Here is a 19,530-nt window from a genome sequence, read left to right as displayed (position 1 = left end):
GCGCGCACGGTCCGTTAGCGAGGGCCCCTTCCCAACCGGAAACCGTCAGCAAGGGGCCCGTCGGCTCAGCCGCGGCGCAGAGAGAGCAGGGTCTGCCCGGTGGGGATGACAGTGCTGCCGTCCACCTGGAGCCCGGCCTTCTCACCCAGTTCGGCGTACTCGCGCCAGGTCCTGGCCTTGCCCGCCATGAGCGAGAGGAGGCGCAGGTCCATCTGGGTGATGAACATCAGCCGGGCCGGGTCGTCGGGGAAGTTGTCGTTCTCGTCCTTCACCAGGATCTGCACGATCAGCACCTTTCCGGTCGTGCCGATCGCGTCCGCGGCCCGCTGGAGGATCTTCTCGGCGGCGCTGTCGTTCCAGTCGTGCAGAACGTTCGACAGGATGTAGACGTCGGCGCCGGCCGGGAGCGGGTCGAAGATGCTCCCGCTGACCACCTCGGCGCGGTCGGCGATGCCCGCCGCCTCGAACCGGGCCCGGCCCTGCTCGACGACGCCCGGCAGGTCGACCACTGTGCCGCGCAGGTGCGGCTGGGCCTTGAGGATCTCGGTGAGCAGGGCACCGGTGCCGCCGCCGACGTCGATGACGTGGTTGACGGTGCTCCAGTCGTAGCCCTGGACGACCTGGTCGAAGTAGCTCGCGTGGGTGGCCATCAGCGCGCCGAACGACGTGGCCCGGTCGGGGTTGGTGGACAGGTCGTCCCAGAACTCGATGCCGTAGCGCACTGGGTACGCCGCGTCGCCGGTGCGGATCGAGTGGGTCAGCGAGCTGAACGTGCCCTCGATCCGGCCGGCCATCGAGTCGACGTCGAGCCAGGGACGTTGGGCGGCGGGGTGGTCGGTCTTGAGGAACTCGGCGGCTTCCGTGAGGGCGTACACCCGCGGCTCGGTCTCCTTGAAGACGCCGCGGACCGAGAGGTAGCGCAGCAGCCGGTGCAGCGCGTCGGGATTGGCCTTCGTCGCCGCGGCGAGCTCGTCGAGCGTGGTGGTGCCCGCGGCGATCAGGTCGGCGAGGCCGAGCGTTGCCGCGGCCCGCACTGCCCACGGCGTGATCGTGTCGGTCAGCGAGTAGAGATTGACCCGATTTTCCGTCATGGCGGCGAGCTTCGACGACGGCGCTCGAGACCGGCTCGAAGCCGCGTCGATCGACCGGTTCTCCAGCCGGGTTCGAGTGGGCGGGCGCAGGCTGCGCCTGTCACGGCCGCCATGCGAAGGGGACACGATGGGCGCCAGCCACCAGGAGCGCGGAGCGATCGAGGTCATTCAGGACCTCATGCAGCAGAAGTGGGTCTACGAGCTGTTCGGCGAGATCGGCGCGCGCCAGGGTGCCTCGGCCGCGCACGTCGAGCAACTGAGGGCGGTCGACGCCGCCGCGCACGTGTTCTGGCCGTTCCAGGCACCGCCGTTTCCGGTCATCGCGGCCACCGCGAGCGGGTCGACGTTGACCGACATCGACGGCAACGACTACCTCGACTGCCACATGGGATACGGCGCTCAGGCGCTGCACGGGCACAACCCGGCGCCGGTCGTCGACTTCGTCCGGGAGCACCTCGGCAAGGGCACCGGCAACGGCTACACCAACGCGTTGGAGCTGGAGCTGGCGACGCTGCTGCGGGAGATCGTCCCGCACAACGAGAAGTTCGCCTTCCAGCACTCGGGTACGGGCGCCACCCAGTCGGCGATCCGGCTCTGCCGTGCGCACACCGGGCGGCGGATGGTCGCCAAGTTCGAGGGCACCCTGCACGGGTCGCACGACCTGGCCGTCCACAACACGGCGCCGTGGTATCACGGGCATCCCGCGGTGCCGTTCCCGGAGATCGGCAAGGACGGCATCCCGCTGGTCTCGGCGTTCGCCGGCGTCACCCCGGCCGAGCCACGCGACCTGCTGATCCTGCCCAACGACACAGCGCTCGCGGTCGAGTTGATCGAGCGCCACGCGGGCGAGCTGGCCTGCATCCTGGCCGAGCCGGCCGCTTCGTCGTTCCCGTTCGAGGAGACGACGATCCCGATGATCCGCGAGGTGGCGGTGGCAGCCCGGCGGCTCGGGGTGCCGTTCATCCTCGACGAGGTGCTGACGGGCTTCCGTTCGGGGCTCGGCGGCGCCGCGCAGAAGTTCGACATCCCGACCGACCTCGTCACCTACGGCAAGGTGATCAGCGGGCTCGGGCTGCCGCTGTCGGCGATCGGTGGTCGGGCCGACATCCTCGACATCTCGCAGACCAGCGGGCAGTCGTGGACCGACTTCGGCCAGAAGACCGGCCTACAGGGCAGCCACACCGGCAACTACCTGTCGGTGGCGGCGTCGCTGGCCACGCTCCAGCTGCTCCGGGACAAGGGGCCCGCCTACTACACCGACCTGCGGGCCAAGGTCGACCGGGTCCAGGCGCGGCTGGCCGCGTTCCGGGCGGCTGAGGGGATCCCGCTGCGCATGGTGGGGTTCGGCGACTACATCGGGTGCTTCCAGTTCCTGCCGGAAGACTCCTACACCGACTACCGGGACTACTCGCGGGCGCTCAACCCGGCGACGTTCATCCTCACGCTGCTGCTGCGCAAGCGCGGCATCTACACGCTCGGCATGCCGATGTTCTTCGCCGGAGGCGCCCACAGCGACGCCGACGTCGACCGACTGACCGACGCCGTGCTGGAGAGCACGCTGGAGCTTCGCGCCAACGACTTCCCCTTTGACCTGGCGTGGCCGGCGACGTCCGCGTGGGGCTCCGGTTCCTCCGAGTGGGGTTCGGGTTCCTCCGACTGGTCGTAGCAACCTCTGCGTTACCGGGCCCGGGTCAGCTGCTGACCCGGGCCCTCCTCATGTGCCGTACAGGTCATACGCAAATAGCCGTACTTGACTATTCGTACGCGACGGCGTGTAGTCGAAGGGTGGGTCCGCTGTCGACCCCGTCCGACTTCAGGAGGAACGCGATGACGGAGAGCTGGACCGACGAACGCAGCACCGCCCCACCCAATCCACGCCGATGGCTGATCCTGGCCGTCATCCTGGCCGGGGCCTTCATGATTCTGCTCGCCACGACGATCGTCAATGTGGCGGTCGCGCCGATCCAGCGCGACCTCAAGTCGACCTACACGGCCATGGAGTGGGTCATCGCCGGCTACGCGCTCGGCTACGGTCTCCTGCTCATCCCCGCCGGTCGGATCGGCGACCGCTTCGGCCACCGCAAGCTGTTCCTCATCGGCGTCGCGGGGTTCACGCTCGCGTCGGCGGCGTCGGCGCTCGCGGCCACACCCGGTCAGCTGATCGCGTTCCAGGTGGTGCAGGGCATGATGGCCGGCATCCTCAACCCGCCGGTGCTGGCGCTCATCCAGACCACGTTCCCGGCGAAGGAGACCGGCAAGGCGTACGGGATCTACGGTGCGATCGGCGGCATCGCGACCGCCAGCGGCCCACTCCTCGGCGGCCTGCTGATCGCGTGGGACCTCAACGGTTGGGACTGGCGACCGGTGTTCCTGCTCAACGTGCCGATCGGCCTGGCCACGTTCGTCGCCGCGCTGATCCTGGTGCCCGAGTCACGAGGCCGCCGCGGTGGGCTCGACGTGATCGGCATGCTGCTCGTCTCGGCGGCCGTCCTACTGCTGGCCGTCCCCCTGGTCGAGGGCCAGCGCCTGGGCTGGCCGGCATGGACGTTCGTCTCGATGGCAGCGGCGCTGCCCGCGCTGGCCGTCTTCGCGGTGTGGGAGTTGCGCCGCGCCCGACGCGCCCAGGTCCCTCTGGTGAGCATGCGCCTGTTCGCTCACCGCTCATTCTCCGCCGGCGTCGGCATCAGCCTCTGCTACTTCGCGGGCTTCATCGGCCTGCTCTTCGCACTCTCGCTGCACCTGCAAATCGGCCTGGAGAAGTCCGCCCTGACGACGGGCCTGATCCTGCTGCCGTTCTCGTTCGGCACACTGGTCGGCGCGGCGATCTCCGACAACGTCGCCCGGGCGCTCGGCCGCGGTGTCCTGATGCTCGGCGCCGGCATCGTGATCGTCGGCATGGTGGGCATCATCGCCACGATCCACTGGTGGGGCTCCGGCCTGGAACTACTGCCGGCCCTGCTCTTCGCCGGCTTCGGCTCGGGCCTGGTGATCGCACCGAGCGTCGAGATCGTGCTGGCCGGCGTGCCCTGGCAGGACGCGGGCGCGGCCAGCGGCGTGCTCGGCACCGCTCAGCGTCTCGGCCAGGCGATCGGCGTCGCGGTCGCCGGCGTCGTCCTCTTCGGAACACTCGGTTCCTACTCGGGGACGGCCGCCGAGAAGGCGAGCCCGGAGCTCCAGGCATCGCTCGTGGCCGCGGGTCTGCCGCCGGCCGAGGCGAGCGCGGCGACGACCACCTTCGCCGACTGTTTCATCCGCCAGTCGCGCGCGTCGGACCCGACGGCCACGCCGCCCGGCTGTGCGGACTCGGCGCCGGGTCCGGTTGGTGAGGCCTTCGACAGCGCGGCCACGAGGGCGCTGGAGACCAACTTCAACCGCGCGGTCCAGTGGACCGTCGGCGCGGTCCTGATCGGGGTGATCCTCACGTTCCTTCTCGTCTACCTGCTGCCCCGCCGGCCCGAAGAGCCCTGGGCCGAGGCGAGCAAGCCCGACTGGAACGTGACGACCCAGCCCGAGCCCGCGAAGTGACGAACCGCCAGCCCTGGCCCCGGAGATGCCACCGGGGCCGGGGCTGGCACCGTCACGAGCTGGTCATCGATGTCGGTTGGTTGGCCATCAGCTTGGGCAACTGGTCGAGCAGCTCGTCGTGCCAGGCGAGCTCGGTACGGAGGCGGAGCTCGGTATGACGGAAGGTCGTCCACTCCAGACCGCGGATGTGCGGCGCCGCCAGCTCTCGGAGCGCGAGCCACGAGTCGAGCTGCGCGGCGAGGGCCTTCCTGCGCGCCACGATGATCGCGCGCAGCTCGTCCTCTCCGAGGTCGATCACGTTCTGCAGGGCCAGGTCGACGGGGTCGTGACGGAGCTTGGTGTCACGCAGTGCCTCGTCACGGTGGTCGATCAGCTCCGCCGCGCCGGCCGAGGTGAGCGCGTAGATCGTGCGGGCGGGCCGGTTGCCCTCCTGCTCGGTCCGGACCGCCTCGATGACGCCCTCGACCTGCATCCGGTGCAGCGCACCGTAGAGCGACCCCGGCTTGACGTCGCTCCACAGCTCGGTACGGTCGACCTGCGCCGCCCGGCGGATCTGGTGCCCGTGCATGGGGCCCCCGCGCGCGAGCGCTCCGAGTACGAACAGGCGAGTGCTATTCACGGCATTAGTCCAACACGAGTGCCCGTTTGCGGGCAAGTTACCCAGAGCAATCCTTGAGCGCCCCGCTATCCGTGAAACGTCGGATCGCAGAGCCTCGGCAGGACGATCAGCGAGGCCGCTATGGCCCTGTTGACAGCGTCGATCCGGGACACCGCACCGAGTTTGGCGAAGATGTTGCGCAGGTGGCGCTTGACCGTCGCCTCCGACAGGCAGAGCCGGCCGGCGATCTGAGCGTTGCTCATTGCCTGCCCGACCAACTGCAGGACCTCGCGCTCACGGTCCGACAGTGTGCTGTGCACAGGCCCCTGCACCTGGGTCAGGCTCTCCCGCGACACCGCCAGCATCACCGGCGCGTCATCGGCGCGAGCGCCGCGGATCGCCGCCACCAACTCCTGGCGCGTCGAGTTCTTCAGCAGGTAGCCGCAGATGCCAAGGGTCAACAACTCGCGCAACAGCGTCGGGCCGTCGAACATGCTGAGGATGATGACCCGGCTCGCCGGCGCGACGTCACGGATCCGGCGGACCGTGGTGGTCACCCCGTCGCCGGGGATCTGCACGTCGAGCAGCACGATGTCGGGTTGACGGATTCGAATCTCGTTGATCGCGGCGCCGCTGTCGCCGGCCTCGCCGACGACCACGAGGTCGCGCTGGGCGTCGAGGATCTCCCGGAGGCCGTCGCGCACCACGACGTGGTCGTCGACCAGCACGATGCGGGTTGGCTCGATCATGGTGACGGTCACCGGCCGGCCCCCGCCCCGACGGCCAGCAGCGGCACGACGAGCTCGACCGAAGCGCCCTGGTCGCCCGCCGCACGCACCGCGAGGCGACCGCCGACGACCGCCGCGCGCTCAGCCATCGCGCGCAGGCCGGAGCCGTCGCGTACCGTCGCGAGGTCGAAGCCCACCCCGTCGTCGGCGACGGTCGCCCGCAGCTCGTGCGGGGTGATGTCGATGACCGCGTGGATCACCCGAGCGCCGGCGTGGGCGACCGCGTTGCGCAGCGCTTCACGGACGACCAGGAACACCTCGTCGAGCACCTCGGGCGGCACCCACGACTCGTCGCCGTTGATCTCGGTGTGCAGACGTGTCTCGCCCGTCTCCACAGTCGACAGGAAGTTGGCCAGGGCCTCGTCGAGTGACCCGAGCGGCTGTGAGAGCCGAAGGTCGGCGATGAGCACACGCAGATAGCCGACCGCGTCGTGGAGCGACTCCCGGGCGATGACCACCCGGCGGTCCACGTCGTCGTGGCGTCGTTCCTGCGCGAGCTCGTGGGCCTCCAGGTTGCGGTACGCCGCGCTGAGGCTGTGGCCCAGCCGGTCGTGCAGCTCACGCGCGATCAGCGAGCGCTCGGCGATCTGCGCCTGGTGGACCTCGTTCATCAGGCCGGCGGCATAGCGCGAACTCGCGTCGACCAGCCGGGTCAGTGTCGTACGGGTGAGCGCGTCGGCGATCAGCGCCAGGATCGTGCCCTGGTCGGACTGGCCGGCCAGCTGCTCCAGCGCGTCGGCCAACACGATGTCGGCCAGCACGACGACCGCCCGGAAGCACTCGCGTGGGTGAAGCTCGACGCCCTCGGTGGACACTGCCGGCGGCGACGTCGACAGTGGATTGCTCGTCTCGCGACGAATCTCGGCCATCGTCTCCAGGAGCAGGGCGTCGGCCTGCGCCTGGTAGCTGTCGATCAGGCCAGCGACCCCGGCGAAGTCGTCACTCGCAGCGGCAAGACGCTGACGGTAGGCGGCAAGAATCGGTTGACGCCTGCGTTCGAGAACCTCGGCAGCGGTCCTCCGCAGCGCATCGTTTTTCCCAACAGCCATTGCGGATCCCCCGGTGTGTGCCCTATTGCTCCCCAGGTGCGGGCACGAACGGCTCTCCCCAGCGCCGGCTGCCCGCCGTGTCGCCGACTCCCCCCGTCGTGGGCGACAAAGCACTCAGATCGGATCGGCCTTCTACGAGTTGTCACGGCCGACTACTCGCACGAGTCTACGGTCTCACCGCGCGCCGTTGGAAGCATCGAAGCTTAGCTTTTGGTAGTCACACCAAAACTTAAGGTGAAATCCATATTTGGCCGCGACCAGTTTTCGACGGCGCGTCGAGGGGCCTCCCTGACAGTTCACCCGAGACCTCGACCACCAAGAGTGGAGCGACCAATGGTGAGCAGACGCAACGTCATGAAGGCCGGCGCCACCGCGGGAGCAGCCGCGCTGGTCACGGCCACCGCGGCGGCAGCGGCCCGCGGTTCCACCCCGTCCGCGACACCGGCCCACGGCACCCACACCGGCCACGGGAAGACGGCACACGTCGCGGCCGTCACCGCCCCGTTCGCTGTCCGGATGCCGATACCGCCCGTGCAGCAGCCGATCGCCTCGGTAGCCAACACCGACTTCTACGTCGTTTCCACCCGTAAGGCTCAGGCGGAGATCCTGCCCGGAACGCGTACCGAAGTGTTGACCTATGACGGGCACTTTCCCGGCCCGACGTTCCGGGTCAAGACGGGCCGGCTCGCGGTCATCGCGCACAGCAACCACCTCGACATGCCGACCGCGGTACACGTGCACGGGGGCCACACACCGTCGAGCAGCGACGGGTTCCCGACCGACGTGCTCGACCCGGGCAAGAGCCGCATCTACAGCTATCCCAACAAGCAGCGGGCGGCCACGCTCTGGTATCACGACCATGCCCATCACATGGAGGCCGAGCACGTCTTCCGCGGGCTCGCCGGCTTCTTCCTGATCGACGACCCAGCCCAGGCCGAACTCCGGTTGCCGGCCGGCAACTACGACATCCCGATCATGTTGCGCGACGCGCGGTTCGCCGACGACGCGAGCCTGATCTTCGAGCACGACGACTTCCAGTTCCGCAACACGATCCTCGTCAACGGCAAGCCGCAGCCCTACTTCCAGGTGGCCGCCCGCAAGTACCGGCTGCGCTTCGTCAACGCGTCCAACCTCCGGACGTTCACCCTGCGGCTCGGCAACGACGCCGAGGTCACCCAGATCGCGAGTGACGGCGGGCTGCTCGCCGGGCCGACACCGATCCGCTCGTGGAGCCTGACGCCCGGCGAGCGGATCGAGATCGTCGTCGACTTCAGCGCGTTCCCGGTCGGCAGCCAGGTCTTCCTCGACGACGCCGTGGCGGGGCCGGTGCTGCGCTTCGACGTCAACCGAGCCGCCGCCGACACCAGCCGGGTGCCCGACCGGCTGAGCACCATCCCCGCGCTCCCGACGGCCACGAAGGAGCGGGCGTTCACGCTCAACTTCAACCCGTCGACCGGGCAGTTCCTCATCAACGGGCAGCAGTTCGACGCCGAACGGGTGGACACCGAGATCAAGCGCAACACGACCGAGGTGTGGACGGTGACCAACGGCGACACGCTCTTCGGCATCCCGCACAACTTCCACCCCCACCTGGTCCAGTTCCGGGTGCTGGCCCGCAACGGCCAGCCGCCGGCGCCGGGCGAGGCCGGGGTGAAGGACACCATCTCGGTGGGGCCGGGCGAGACGGTCCGACTCCAGGCGACATTCGGGCCGTACCTTGGCCGGTATGTCTACCATTGCCACATGATCGACCATTCCGCGAGTGGGATGATGGCACAGATGAAGATCGTTCCCTGACCCCTGAGAAAGGTTTCTTGTGCCCTCGGCAGAGAAGACTGTGCAGATCGGACGGACTCCTGACGTCGTGTTCGCCTTTCTCGCCCGTGGCGAGAACGACGCGCGCTGGCGCCCCAACGTGCTCGACGTCGCGCGCGTCTCCGGCGAGGGGGTCGGCGCTCGCTACAAACAGGGACTCAAGGGCCCCGGTGGGAGCCGCATCCCGGCCGACTACGAGGTGACCGGGTTCGAGCCGGGCCGACGTCTGGCGTTCCAGGCCACCGGCAGCGTGGTACGCACCCAGGGCGAGTACACACTCACGCCGGCCGGTGAGGGCGGGACTCAGCTCACGCTGAAGCTGGCGTGGCAGCCGAGCGGGCTGTCGCGCTTCCTCGGCCCGGTCGTCGGCAAGACGTTCGAGGAGGAGATCGCCGCCCTCGACGCCCTTCGCAACCTGCTGGAGAGCGAAGCCTGAGCACAGCGTGAGCCGGTGGCGCCGGCGGCAACCGCCGCCAGCGGACGTCACCGACGGGCCCGGAGCCAGTTGGCTCCGGGCCCTCACCCTGCCCCTGTCAAGGGCTGGTGCAGGTGACGTTGCCGGGTGCTGTCGCACCGTTGCCGGTGGCGGTGAACCCGAACGTCGTCGACGCGTTCGGGCCAACAGTGCCGTTGTAGGCGGCGTTCCGGACGGTGACGCTGCCGGTGGTGCCAGTGTTGGTGCCGCTCCAGAGGCTGCTGATGGCCTGACCACTGGCCAGGGTCAGGCCCACCGTCCAGCCGTTCAGCGGCGCTGTGGAGTTGTTGGCCACTGTCACCTCGGCCTGGAAACCGCCGGGCCAGGTGTTGAGCGTTCGATAGGTGGCGGCGCAGGTGCCGGGCTCTCCGGTCGGCGGCGGGGTGGTCGGCGGATCCGTGGGCGGGTCGGTCGGCGGCGTGGTCGTCGGAGGCGTGGTCGACTCGAACTGGCTGAAGAACCTCCAGATCTCACCCGAGGTCCAGGTCCGCGAGTCGTTCGGGCTGCCCGACCCGTCCACCGGGCTGGGGGTGTGGTCCCCGTCGAACGCCGCCCACTGCACCGGGTAGCCGGCGCGGCAGCCCGCATAGGCGGTGGTGATGTGGGTGAGGCTGCCCCGGCTCGGCTCGCGCGGGCTCTGCGCGGTACAGCCGTTGTTCCGCACGAACGTGTCGCGCAGTTGCCGACCCTGGGAGATGTTCAGCACGCTGTCGTAGATGCCGTGGATGCCGAAGTAGGCGACGGGCTGGGTGCCCCCGTTGCAGCCGCTGAGGTTGGCGCCGGATATGACGGTGACCGCGCGGATGATCGTGGGCCGGGCGCAGGCCACCGCGTAGCTCATCGCCCCGCCGTAGCTCCAGCCCAGTGCGAAGCGCTGGGTGGTGTCCACGCAGAGGTCGTTCTCGATCTGCCGTGAGATGTCGTCGAAGAGAGTCAGATCCCGACCGTTGGTGTTGGCCCAACCGGCGTTGAGGCCCTGCGGAGCGACGAAGATGGTGCTGTTGTTCGACAGCGGCTGAAGCCCGTAGTAACCGGCCGAGGTGACGTTGTTGGCCGAGCCGTTCAACCAGTGGAAGCCGAAGATCAGTCGGTAGGGGTGGTTCCGGTCGTACCCGTCCGGGATCCGCAGGTTGTACGTACGACTCTGTCCGCTGCTCTGAATCGTCCGCGTCCCGCTGGCGAGGGTGGGGGCCTTGCCGCAGCCGGCGGTCGCCGCGAGGGTGCCGTTGGTGGCGGCCACCGCCGTCGCACCGAGGCCGCCGCTCAACACGCCGCCGGTGGTGGCCGCGAGGAGGAGCGCCGCGGCCGCGATGGATGGAAGGAAGAACCTACGTCTGGGCATTGCTTGGGCTCCTTGCCGTTCGACGACCAACAAAGGTCGCCTGGCATTGACGGGGGCCCGGACTGGTCACCGACCGGGAAGCGGCGGAAGGGGCGGGGCCCCTCGGCGCGTCTTCGCCGACTGGCTCGGGTGACCGGGAGCGTGCCCTTCACTCCCGGATGAAAGATAGCATGTTATCGATAACATGTTGATCCAGATCGGTCGTCCGGCGGGGCGATCAGGCGCCGAGTCAGCAACGCCCCGCAGGCGCTCATCGGCCTGCGGGGCGTCACTCGACAGCTGCTGAAATGCGGGGCCCGATCAGTCCGACTTCACCACGACGAAGTACCAGACCTCGTCGGTGGTGCTGCCGTCGGCCTTACGGCCCTTGACGACCAGGTAGGTGCCGGTCGCCTCGGTCGGCGTCCAGGTGATCGACGCGCGGCCCTCGGCGTTGGCCTCGACAGTTCCGGGGACGCCGCCGATGGTGTACTCGAACGACGTGATTCCGGCAGTCCCGCCGCTGAACTCGAACCGGCCCTCAAGGCCCACTCCGCCGCCGGGGGTGCTCTGCGGATACTCGGCGGAGAAGACGTACGGCGCGGTGCCGACCTGGAACGGGTATTCGGTGATCGGCGAGAGCCGGCCGCCCTCGGTACGGCCCTGCACTGTGAGCATGTTGAGCCCGTTCCGGTCCGGCACGACAGTGACCAGGGTGTTCCAGCTGTCTCCCATGGGCACTGTCAGTTCCGGGCCGTCGTTGAGCCGGTAGCGGTACTCCACCACCTCGGGAGTCCACGAGGTGCTGAAGCTGAAGTCGCCGGGCACGCCGATGCCACCACTCGGGCGCCAGTCGGAGAACTCGCTCCACACCGAGACCCGCGTGTCGCGGACCGGGACGGTCATCGCGCGCTCCGGCGACGTCGTTCCGTCCTGAGCGACACCGGCCACCCTGGCCGAGAACCAGCCGCCTCCGGACTGCGGTGTGAACGAGACGGTCGCCGTGCCATCCGGTCGCGCCGCGACGGTCTGATACTCGCTGTAGTCCAGCGAGTAGCGGAACTCCTTGGTGTCCGGCAGCACCGAGCGGAACGTCAGCGTCATCGGCTGACCTTCCGCACCGCCGTTCGCCGGGTCGGTGGTGACCACCGGCGCCTCGAACGGTTGCCAGGTGAAGGTCTTCTCGGGCGACCGGGTGCCATCGGCAAGCAGCGCCTGGACGATCAGCGTGTTGTCACCGATGTGCGTCGGCGTCACAGTGAACTCCGCGCTGCTCCCGCGGCCGTCGATCGTGACCTCCGGGCCACCGTCGAACCGATAGGCGAACCCGGTCACGTCCGGCAGCCGGCTGTCGACGTAGAACTCCACGGGCAGGCCGACGCCGTCGATCCGATCCAGATGTTGAAGCGTCTGCGAGTACAGGTGCGGCACCGGGTCGATGACGTTGAACTGGTGGGACGTCTCCATCGACTTCTCGCCGTCCGCCCGCACCGACCACACGATCATGTTGTGCCAGCCTGCGGTCGCCGTCCACGGTACGACAGCGGTCTTGTCCGCAGCCGCCTGGACGGTCTGCGCGACGCCGCCCAGGACGTACTCGTAGGCGACGACGTCGCTGTTGCGCGGCGTCAACGTGAACGATCCGGTCTTGCCGGCGATCTGGTCCGTGTCGAAGTTGAACTCGGCCGACTCCACCCCGGGAGCGTCGGTGACATAGACGCGCAGGGTGTCCTGACCGATGAGCTTGTTCTTCACGTAGCTGCTGACGACAACCTCGACCTCGCCGGTCGCGGTGAACGTCAGCTGACCGGTGGCTCCGCCGTCGACGGCCGGCACCCGGGTTTCCGCCCCACCCTTGATCTGATAGCCGAAAGCTGTCGTCTCGGGCTTGCGCGCGGTGAGGGTGAGCGTGCTGGGAAGCCCGACCCCGCCCATTTCGATCTGCGCGCTCGGTGCGGTGTCGGCGATGTTGAAGCGGTAGCGCTTCTCCGGCCCCCGGTTACCCACCGCGTCGACCGAGCTGATGGTCAACTCCTCGAACCGGTCCCGCTTCGGGGTGTATTCGAGGACCGCCGTGCCGCCCGGCTGCCGCGCCTTGACCTGCCCGCTGTAACCGCTCGAGTCACGCCACACGAACCCCACCACGTCGAGGTCGCCGCCCGCGTCGAGGCGGAACTTCCCCTTGAGGCCGGTGCCCCCGCCGGGCGTGGTGCCCTCGGGGTAGAGCTTCGACGCCACGGCCGGCGGGTTCGCCGGTGCCGTCTTGTCCATGACCAGGTAGCAGACCTTGCTCCACGGGCCGGCGTCGTAGTAGTCACGGGCCTGTGCCTGCCAGGCAAGAAGCGCGCCGTCGGCGTACTGGCTGAGGTCGGTGCCGTAGTTGTAGCTGGAGAACTCGCGGCGCTGGTCCGGCTGGTCAACGGGCCAGATCGCGTAGAGGATCGACGGTGAATCGCCCTCGTCGGGGTCGTTCACCGTGGCCTTGAACAGGGTCGACGCCGCCGCTGGCGACGGCTTGTCGACGGTGCCGCACGGCCGGGTCGGGCTCTCGAGGCGCAGTTCGGTCACCGTCGGCGGGTGATTCGACGTGGAGCTCAGCGTCGGCTGCTGGAAGGTCCGGCCGGCCCGCGGGTCCGCCTCCTGGGCCGCCGTGATGCGGTATTCGATGGTGATCGACTTCTCGTGCCGGGCGAGCGCCGCGTTGAGCGTCGACACCATGTCGATGCCCAGGTAGCCGGGGCAGTACCACGCACCTTGCCCGCGGTTGACGGAGATCAGCTTGTCGAGCTCGGCGGGCGGGTTGTTCCAGGTGGTGCTGGTCTTGACCGGGGCCGTCCGCCACAACTCGATCGTCGTGGCGGTGGAGCAGTCGGTGACGGTGTCCTCGTACGTGTACAGGTACGAGTTGTGCACGACAGTGCCCGTGAGCTGGGTCAGGTCGTAGGTGAAGTAGGAGCGGTAGGTGTGCGCCTTGTTCGCGTCGTCGAGCAGGGTGCCGACGGGCGGCGCGACCGCGGGGTTGACGAACTTCGTCTTGGGGCTCTGCGAATCGAGATAGGCCCAGCTCGACAGAGGTAGATTGACCGAGGTGGCGGCGAGGGCCGGCTGGCTGGTGGCCAGAACGACGGCGGCAACACCCACCACGGATGCCAGCATCGCTGATCCGATGCGCTTCATTTGGACGGTTACCTCCACTTGACGGCGCCTTGATCGACTCCGTTTCGCGTTATCGTAACGACGAGCGACATCAATTATTCGCCCGGCTATCCAATGTGGAGTTAATCGGCAATTCGTGCGCTTCTGCCACGCGACTCAGGCACGCAGGTCCCGATCCGCCCATTCGGCAGCAATCCCACTCGGATTGCCGTTTTGGAAAAGTGGGGGCTCGTGCAGCAGGAAATCGCGGTGGCTGATGTTCCAGGCGTACGCCCCGGCCATGGCGAAGGCCAGCACGTCGCCCACGCCGATCGGCCCGGCTGTGGCCGACCGGGACAGCACGTCCTTCGGGGTGCAGAGTTGCCCGACCACTGTGACCGGGCCGCCGTCGGTGCGGGGGCCGCCGGCACCACGTCGCCTGTGCACCGTGAACGGCTGCGCGTGCCCCTTCGCCGCCGGTGTCCGCAGGTGGTGCGTCCCGCCGGCCACCACCACGAACCACTCGCCGTAGGAGCGCTTCACGTCGATGACCTCGGTGAGGTACGCCCCGCAGTGGGCCGTGACCGACCGGCCCGGCTCGATGCGCAGCCGCACGCCCGGATGCCTGTCGAGGACCTCCGCCAGGGCCCGGCCGTAGCCCTCCCAGTCGAAGCGCGCGTCCGGGTCGGTGTAGTCCACTGTCATGCCCCCGCCGACGTCGACCTCGGCCGCGCCGACCTCGGCCGCCGCCCAGCCGACCACGGCGGCGGCGACCGTCGCGGCGAGCGGTGCGTCCAGCCCGCTGGCCAGGTGGGCGTGGATTCCCCGTACGTCGATGCCGGCTGGCGGGCGTCGCGCGCACGCGACCGCGTCGGCCGGATCCATGCCGAACGGGCTGGGCCCGCCGCCCATGACCAGGCTCGCGCCCGGTGCGTCGACAGGCAGGTTCACCCGCAGCAGCACCTGGGCCGAGCGGCCGGCCGCGGTGGCCAGCGCGCCGAGTCGCGCAAGCTCGCTGGGCGACTCGACGTGGATGCGGTGCACCCCGGCGGCGAGGGCGGCGGCGAGGTCCGCGTCGGTCTTGCCCGGCCCGGCGTACGCGGCGGGCGCGCGTCCCGGCAGCACCTCGGCCAGCCTGCGCAGCTCGCCCCGGCTGGCGGCCTCGAACCCGTCGACGATCGGGGCGAGGGTTCGCAGCACACCGGGATCCGGGTTGGCCTTCATCGCGTAGAGCAGCTCGACCGGCCGGGGCAGCGCCGCCCGGACGGCCCGGGCCTGCCCGGCCAGCGCGTCGAGGTCGTGGACGTATACCGGTCGGGTCATCGTGGCCCACCCATCGGGTTCGGCACCGGCACGAACGGTGCGGCCCGGTCGGCGTCACGCCGCCACCGGACCAGCAGGTTCGCCTTGGCCAGCAGCGGCTCCCCGGCCAGCAGCCCGAGCAGCTCCGCCGGCTCACCGAAGTCGGCGGCCACCGCCTCGACGACGGCGCGCAGCTCCTGCCACAGCCGCCGTTCGATTCCCGGCCGCCCGTCGGCGAGGGCCCCGCTGATCCCACCGAGATGGTTGACGAACAGGCAGTAGACGATCCGGCGATGGGCGGCCCGGGGCCCGTAGCGGACCTGCGCCGGAACGCCGTCCGGCCAGGCGGCCCAGCGATCGGCGTCCAGCTTCACCCCCTCCAGGTCGCGCAGCAGCATGCGTACCGGGCGGCGATCCCGGTCGAGCACGACGACCACGTTCTGCAGGTGCGCCTCGTGCACGACGCCGTGGCTGAGCCAGCTGCGCAGCACCGCCGGCACCAGCAGGCCGACGTACGCGCGCCACCAGGCCACCGGATCCGCTGTCACCAGCGGCGTCGCGGCCAGCGCCGCCGCCAGCACCGGGATGTCGCCGGCACGCAGGTGGGGACGCAGACCGCCGCGCAGGATCGTCCCGTACGCCTCGTCCGGGCCGGGAACGTCGACAGTGCGGTAGGCGGGCTCGGGGAGCAGCCCCACCCCGGCCGGCAGCGGCACCCGGGCCAGCAGGTCGGTCAGCGCCACCGCCCCGGTGAGCTCGTAGCGGGCGTTCTTGCGCAGGCAGTTGGTGATCCGCACGTGCAGGCTGGTCTTCACGAACAGGTCGGCCTCGGGGGCGTAGAGGGTACGGACGCTCGCCGTGGGTCGTACCGGCACACCGGCCGCCCCCAGGTCACGCAGCCGTGGGTGGGTGGGCGGGATCAGCGACAGCTGCCAGGGGTGCACCGGCAGGACGCGGTGCCCGCGCGGGGGCCGTGGCGGGTCGAGGGCGGCCACCAGCGGATCGAACGGCCCCGCCTCGGCGATCAGGTCGTCCGGTACGGCGAGCCAGTGCAGCCGGAACGCGGTGCGCAGCTCCGGCGCGTATGCCCGCCAGCTGTCCGGGTCACCGCTGCGCCACTTCGGGGTGGGGTGGTGCGGGTGGCCGAAGACCAGCGACTGCTCGGAGTCGACGTACGCGTCGATGGCGGGTTCACCGGTGGGGGTCGGGTCCTCGGCCGGTCGGTCGGCCAGCAGCCGGGCCACCGTGTCCCGGCTGGCCCGCACCTGCTCGGCGAACTCGTCGTTGACCAGGCCGGTACGAGTGGTCAGTTCCGCCGCGACCAGGGCTGCCAACCCGTCCGCGTCCAGGTCTTCCCACCGTCCACCGCCGGAGCTGCGTTGGACCGGGCCGGCGTAGCGGTGCGCGCCGAGCGGCGAGGCTCGCGCGACCTCGCAACGCACTGTGACGTCGAGGTGCCGCAGCAGCAGCCGGACGGCGCCGTCGACAACTGTGGAGGTGCCGTCCGGCGGGGCCAGTTCGCGCAGCAGGCAGCCGAAGACAGCGTGGGCGGCGGCCAGGTCGGCGCGCTGACCGGTGTCGGTGGCCGGCCGGGAGCGCAACTGCGCGCTCGTCATCGTGTCTCCCGGAGGTAGTTCGGGCCGGTACGCAGGTAGTACTTGTTGATGTCGGCGCAGCCCAGCCGCTGTTTGGGCAGCAGGGTGCCGGCGGTGAGCATCGCCTTGATGGGCAACTGGGTGGCGTGCAGGACCCGCTCGGTGAACGTCCGCGCCGCCGGTCCGTCGCCCCACCGGTCGCGGGCGGCGGCGAGCCGGGGCACCAGCGCCTCGGCGGGTGACGGCACGCGCAGCCCTCGGGCGGCCAGGGCGACCAGTGGCGCCGCCGCGGCCAGGTGCAGGGTGATGGTGATGAACACGTCGGCCAACTCGTGCGCGTCGCGCGCCCACATCCGGTCGTCGTGCAGGGCGAGCCCGCTCGGGTGGTCGTGCCGCCTGTCGAGCCGGGCGCCGTCGTTGTCCTTGTAGAGCAGGCCGACAGTGCCGTCCGGGTGCACCAGAAGATGGATGTTCTGCGGGTGCGCCTCCAGGGCGATCCCGTGGCGTAGCCAGAGGAAGACGTGCCAGTCGAGCAGCAGGTCCAGGTAGGACTCCAGCAGCGCGACGGGCCGCTGCGGGCTGACCCGTTCGAGGACGGTGCCCGCCACCGGGTCGGCGGCGGCGAGGGCCGCTACCGGCACCACCTGGACGCCGGCCAGGTCGCGCGGAAATCGGCGCAGCAGGAAACCGCGCCGCTCGTCGCCGTCCACGTGCGCCCAGGTGCTCTCGTCGGCGTGCCGGATCCGACCGGCGAAGCGGGGTTCGGCGGTGGCGATCCGGTCGAGCAGTGCGGCGACAGCCGCGCCGTCGGTGAGCGAGCCCGGTTGCAGCGTGCGCCGGTTGCGCGCGCCGAGACTGGCGGTCGGCAGCGGCAGTTTGAGATGCAGGTACGGGTCGTGGTCGAGCGCCACCGTCCGCATGGAAAGGGTGGGTCGCACCGGGGTCACCGGCAGGTCGGCCACCGGAAGCGCGTCGCGGGCCACCGTGATCGGATGCGCCGGCAGCAGCAGCTGATCCGGTCGTGGCGCGCGGGGCCACCACGACGGCAGCTCACCCGCGAGCCGGACGTCCTCGGCCGGGGCGGCGTACCAGCGCAGCACGAAACGTGGGGCGTGCTCCGGGGCGTACCGGAGCAGTTCGTCGTCGCGAAGACCGTGCCGGCACCGGTCGGTGGGGTAGACGGGGTGGCCGTGGTGGGCGGCGAGCACGTCGTCCAGGAGCGCCGCCGGCAGCCCGGTCGGGGTGTGCACGCGTTCGGCGGCAACCTCGGTGAGCACCAGTGCCCGGTTGCGGGCGGCGAGCCGTCGGGCCCGCAGGTCGGCGTGGCACTCGACGCCGAAGTCCCGCCAGCCGGCCTCGGCCTCGGCGTTGCCGTGCGGGGCGAGCAGCGTCAACAGCCCGTCCAGCGTCTCCGTACGCTGCGGTTCGCCGACGCGGGTCACCAACAGCACCATCGGCGCGGCACTGCGCAGGGCCTGCTGGAACCCGTCGGCGCGGACCGGAATGCGCAGCAGACCGGCGGGGTGTGGCACCTGCCACCAGTCGGACCCGTCCGGCCGGCCGGTGCTGCGTAGCCCGAGGTGGTCCTCGCGCAGCAGGGCGTCGAGCACCCGGGCGAAGACCTCCCGCTCGCAGTCGTCGCTCACTCGACGATGGTCCACTGGAGGCCGCCGCGGAGGGCGGCCAGCGACTGCCGGACGGTGCCCTCGTCGGGGCCGATCCCGTGCAGCACGGCGAGGTAGTCGCGGTTCGTGCCGGTGTGCTCGGCGGTGCGGCCCACCTCGCGAAGTGGACGGCAGCCCAGCCGGACGTCGCCGTGAACGGTGTCGAGGGGACCCGGTGCGGCGACGAGACGGCCGGACCGGTCCGCGCAGACGTACTCGACCCGGGCGTAGCGATCGACAGTGTCGGGCAGGCCGAGGGCGGTCAACGGCTCGCCGAGGTGCAGCCGGAGAACGTACTCGAACAACGGCACACCGAGCAGTTCGGCGAGGATCAGGTCCATCCGGTCGCCGATGAGGCGGTAGTTCACCTCGATCAGCCGGACCCGGCCGTCGGAGACGACGTACTCGGTGTGGCAGGCGCCGAAGCCGACCCGGAGCGCGTCGAGCCGTGCCCGCAGCTGGGTGCGCGCCGACTCCGAAGGGGGCGACCAGGCCAGGCTCTCCTCGGTGAAGGTCGGTGGTGGGCCGAGGCCGGTGCGCCACCCGCCGAGGGAGGCCAGCTCGGTGCCGTCGCCGAGGGTTTCGAAGGTCCGCAGTTCGCCGGCGAGGTACTCCTCGACCACCAGTGCCACGTCCGGCCGTCGGCCACGGATCTCGGCGACCCGGGCGAGCAGCTCGGCGTGGTCGGCCACCAGGTACGCGTCCTCGCTGGCCACCCCCTCGCGGGGTTTGACCACCGCCGGGAACATCCGGGTCGGCACCTCCGGCGCGGCACCGGGGTCGACGGTGACGGTGCGTACCAGATCGAGGCCCGCAGCGGCGATCGCCCGGCGGGCCGCGGCCTTGTCCTTGCAGAGACGGGCGGCGTCCGGGTCCTTGCCGGGCAGGCCGAGCTTTCGGGCGGCGATCGCGGTGGCCTCCTGGAGATGGTCGCTGTTGGACAGTAGCGCCACCGGTCGGGTGGGTGCCGCCGCCGCGACCACAGCGGCCGGGTCACGGACCGCGCAGCGCGCCACCCGCACGTCCGCCGGCCAATCGGCGGGCCGGTCGGTCAGCACCGTCGCGGACAGCCCGAGCGCCGCCGCCGCCGGGAGGAACCCGTCCAGGACGGCGTCGGTGGGGTTGAGCGCGGTCAGGTAGAGCCGCATACCGCCTCCGTCGACTACCACGAT

14 protein-coding genes are annotated in these 19,530 nt (G+C 70.3%); 4 read left to right on the top strand and 10 right to left on the bottom strand.

What is annotated here, in order from left to right; genetic code table 11:
• Positions 1-65: 65 nt before the first annotated feature.
• Positions 66-1,091: a methyltransferase gene (locus tag NIE79_RS31615; RefSeq protein ID WP_238682053.1), complete on the bottom strand. Its 1,026-nt coding sequence runs from the start codon at positions 1,089-1,091 to the stop codon at positions 66-68.
• Between the two features lie 127 nt (positions 1,092-1,218).
• Between NIE79_RS31615 and NIE79_RS31610 the strand changes: the two genes are divergently transcribed.
• Together NIE79_RS31610 and NIE79_RS31605 are read left to right on the top strand one after the other, a co-directional pair.
• The gene (locus tag NIE79_RS31610) at positions 1,219-2,757 is read left to right on the top strand and encodes an aminotransferase class III-fold pyridoxal phosphate-dependent enzyme (protein ID WP_238682052.1); all 1,539 of its coding nucleotides are present in this window, start codon (positions 1,219-1,221) and stop codon (positions 2,755-2,757) included.
• A 161-nt stretch (positions 2,758-2,918) separates the two neighbouring features.
• Positions 2,919-4,616, top strand: a complete 1,698-nt coding sequence (locus NIE79_RS31605; protein ID WP_238682051.1) for an MFS transporter — start codon at positions 2,919-2,921, stop codon at positions 4,614-4,616.
• A gap of 52 nt (positions 4,617-4,668) precedes the next feature.
• Here the strand turns inward: NIE79_RS31605 and NIE79_RS31600 are convergent, their stop codons facing one another.
• From NIE79_RS31600 to NIE79_RS31590, 3 genes are all read right to left on the bottom strand, one after another.
• Positions 4,669-5,235 carry a PadR family transcriptional regulator gene (locus tag NIE79_RS31600; RefSeq protein WP_308193254.1) on the bottom strand — a complete coding sequence of 189 codons (567 nt, stop codon included), beginning with the start codon at positions 5,233-5,235 and terminating at the stop codon, positions 4,669-4,671.
• 65 nt (positions 5,236-5,300) lie between these two features.
• Positions 5,301-5,963: a response regulator gene (locus tag NIE79_RS31595; protein ID WP_196924759.1), complete on the bottom strand. Its 663-nt coding sequence runs from the start codon at positions 5,961-5,963 to the stop codon at positions 5,301-5,303.
• An 8-nt stretch (positions 5,964-5,971) separates the two neighbouring features.
• On the bottom strand, positions 5,972-7,051 hold the full coding sequence (locus tag NIE79_RS31590; protein WP_238682049.1) for a sensor histidine kinase: 1,080 nt from the start codon (positions 7,049-7,051) through the stop codon (positions 5,972-5,974).
• A 333-nt stretch (positions 7,052-7,384) separates the two neighbouring features.
• On the opposite strand from NIE79_RS31590, the gene NIE79_RS31585 reads away from it, so the two are divergent.
• Both NIE79_RS31585 and NIE79_RS31580 read left to right on the top strand, forming a co-directional pair.
• Positions 7,385-8,848, top strand: coding sequence for a multicopper oxidase family protein (locus NIE79_RS31585; RefSeq protein WP_238682048.1), 1,464 nt, complete (start codon positions 7,385-7,387; stop codon positions 8,846-8,848).
• A 19-nt stretch (positions 8,849-8,867) separates the two neighbouring features.
• Entirely contained in the window at positions 8,868-9,302 is a 435-nt protein-coding gene (locus NIE79_RS31580; RefSeq protein ID WP_308193253.1) for an SRPBCC family protein, read from the top strand.
• A 97-nt stretch (positions 9,303-9,399) separates the two neighbouring features.
• Here the strand turns inward: NIE79_RS31580 and NIE79_RS31575 are convergent, their stop codons facing one another.
• From NIE79_RS31575 to NIE79_RS31550, 6 genes are all read right to left on the bottom strand, one after another.
• Positions 9,400-10,683 (bottom strand): CE1 family esterase, encoded by a 1,284-nt coding sequence (locus tag NIE79_RS31575; RefSeq protein ID WP_238682046.1) that lies wholly within the window; start codon positions 10,681-10,683, stop codon positions 9,400-9,402.
• Between the two features lie 300 nt (positions 10,684-10,983).
• A complete protein-coding gene (locus NIE79_RS31570; RefSeq protein ID WP_238682045.1) occupies positions 10,984-13,818 on the bottom strand; it encodes a hypothetical protein in 2,835 nt (944 codons plus the stop codon).
• 156 nt (positions 13,819-13,974) lie between these two features.
• The gene (locus tag NIE79_RS31565; protein ID WP_238682044.1) at positions 13,975-15,120 is read right to left on the bottom strand and encodes an alanine racemase; all 1,146 of its coding nucleotides are present in this window, start codon (positions 15,118-15,120) and stop codon (positions 13,975-13,977) included.
• Positions 15,117-16,715, bottom strand: a complete 1,599-nt coding sequence (locus tag NIE79_RS31560) for an IucA/IucC family protein (RefSeq protein ID WP_238682043.1) — start codon at positions 16,713-16,715, stop codon at positions 15,117-15,119. Before NIE79_RS31560 ends, NIE79_RS31565 begins: the two co-directional genes overlap by 4 nt.
• Entirely contained in the window at positions 16,712-18,340 is a 1,629-nt protein-coding gene (locus tag NIE79_RS31555; protein WP_238682042.1) for an IucA/IucC family protein, read from the bottom strand. Before NIE79_RS31555 ends, NIE79_RS31560 begins: the two co-directional genes overlap by 4 nt.
• Positions 18,337-19,506 (bottom strand): ATP-grasp domain-containing protein, encoded by a 1,170-nt coding sequence (locus NIE79_RS31550; protein WP_274524970.1) that lies wholly within the window; start codon positions 19,504-19,506, stop codon positions 18,337-18,339. The genes NIE79_RS31555 and NIE79_RS31550 overlap by 4 nt, the downstream gene beginning before the upstream one ends.
• Between the last annotated feature and the right edge of the window lie 24 nt (positions 19,507-19,530).

Source organism: Micromonospora trifolii, from assembly GCF_022229005.1.
Lineage (GTDB): Bacteria > Actinomycetota > Actinomycetes > Mycobacteriales > Micromonosporaceae > Micromonospora > Micromonospora trifolii.
This window is presented reverse-complemented; position numbering and strand designations above follow the sequence as displayed.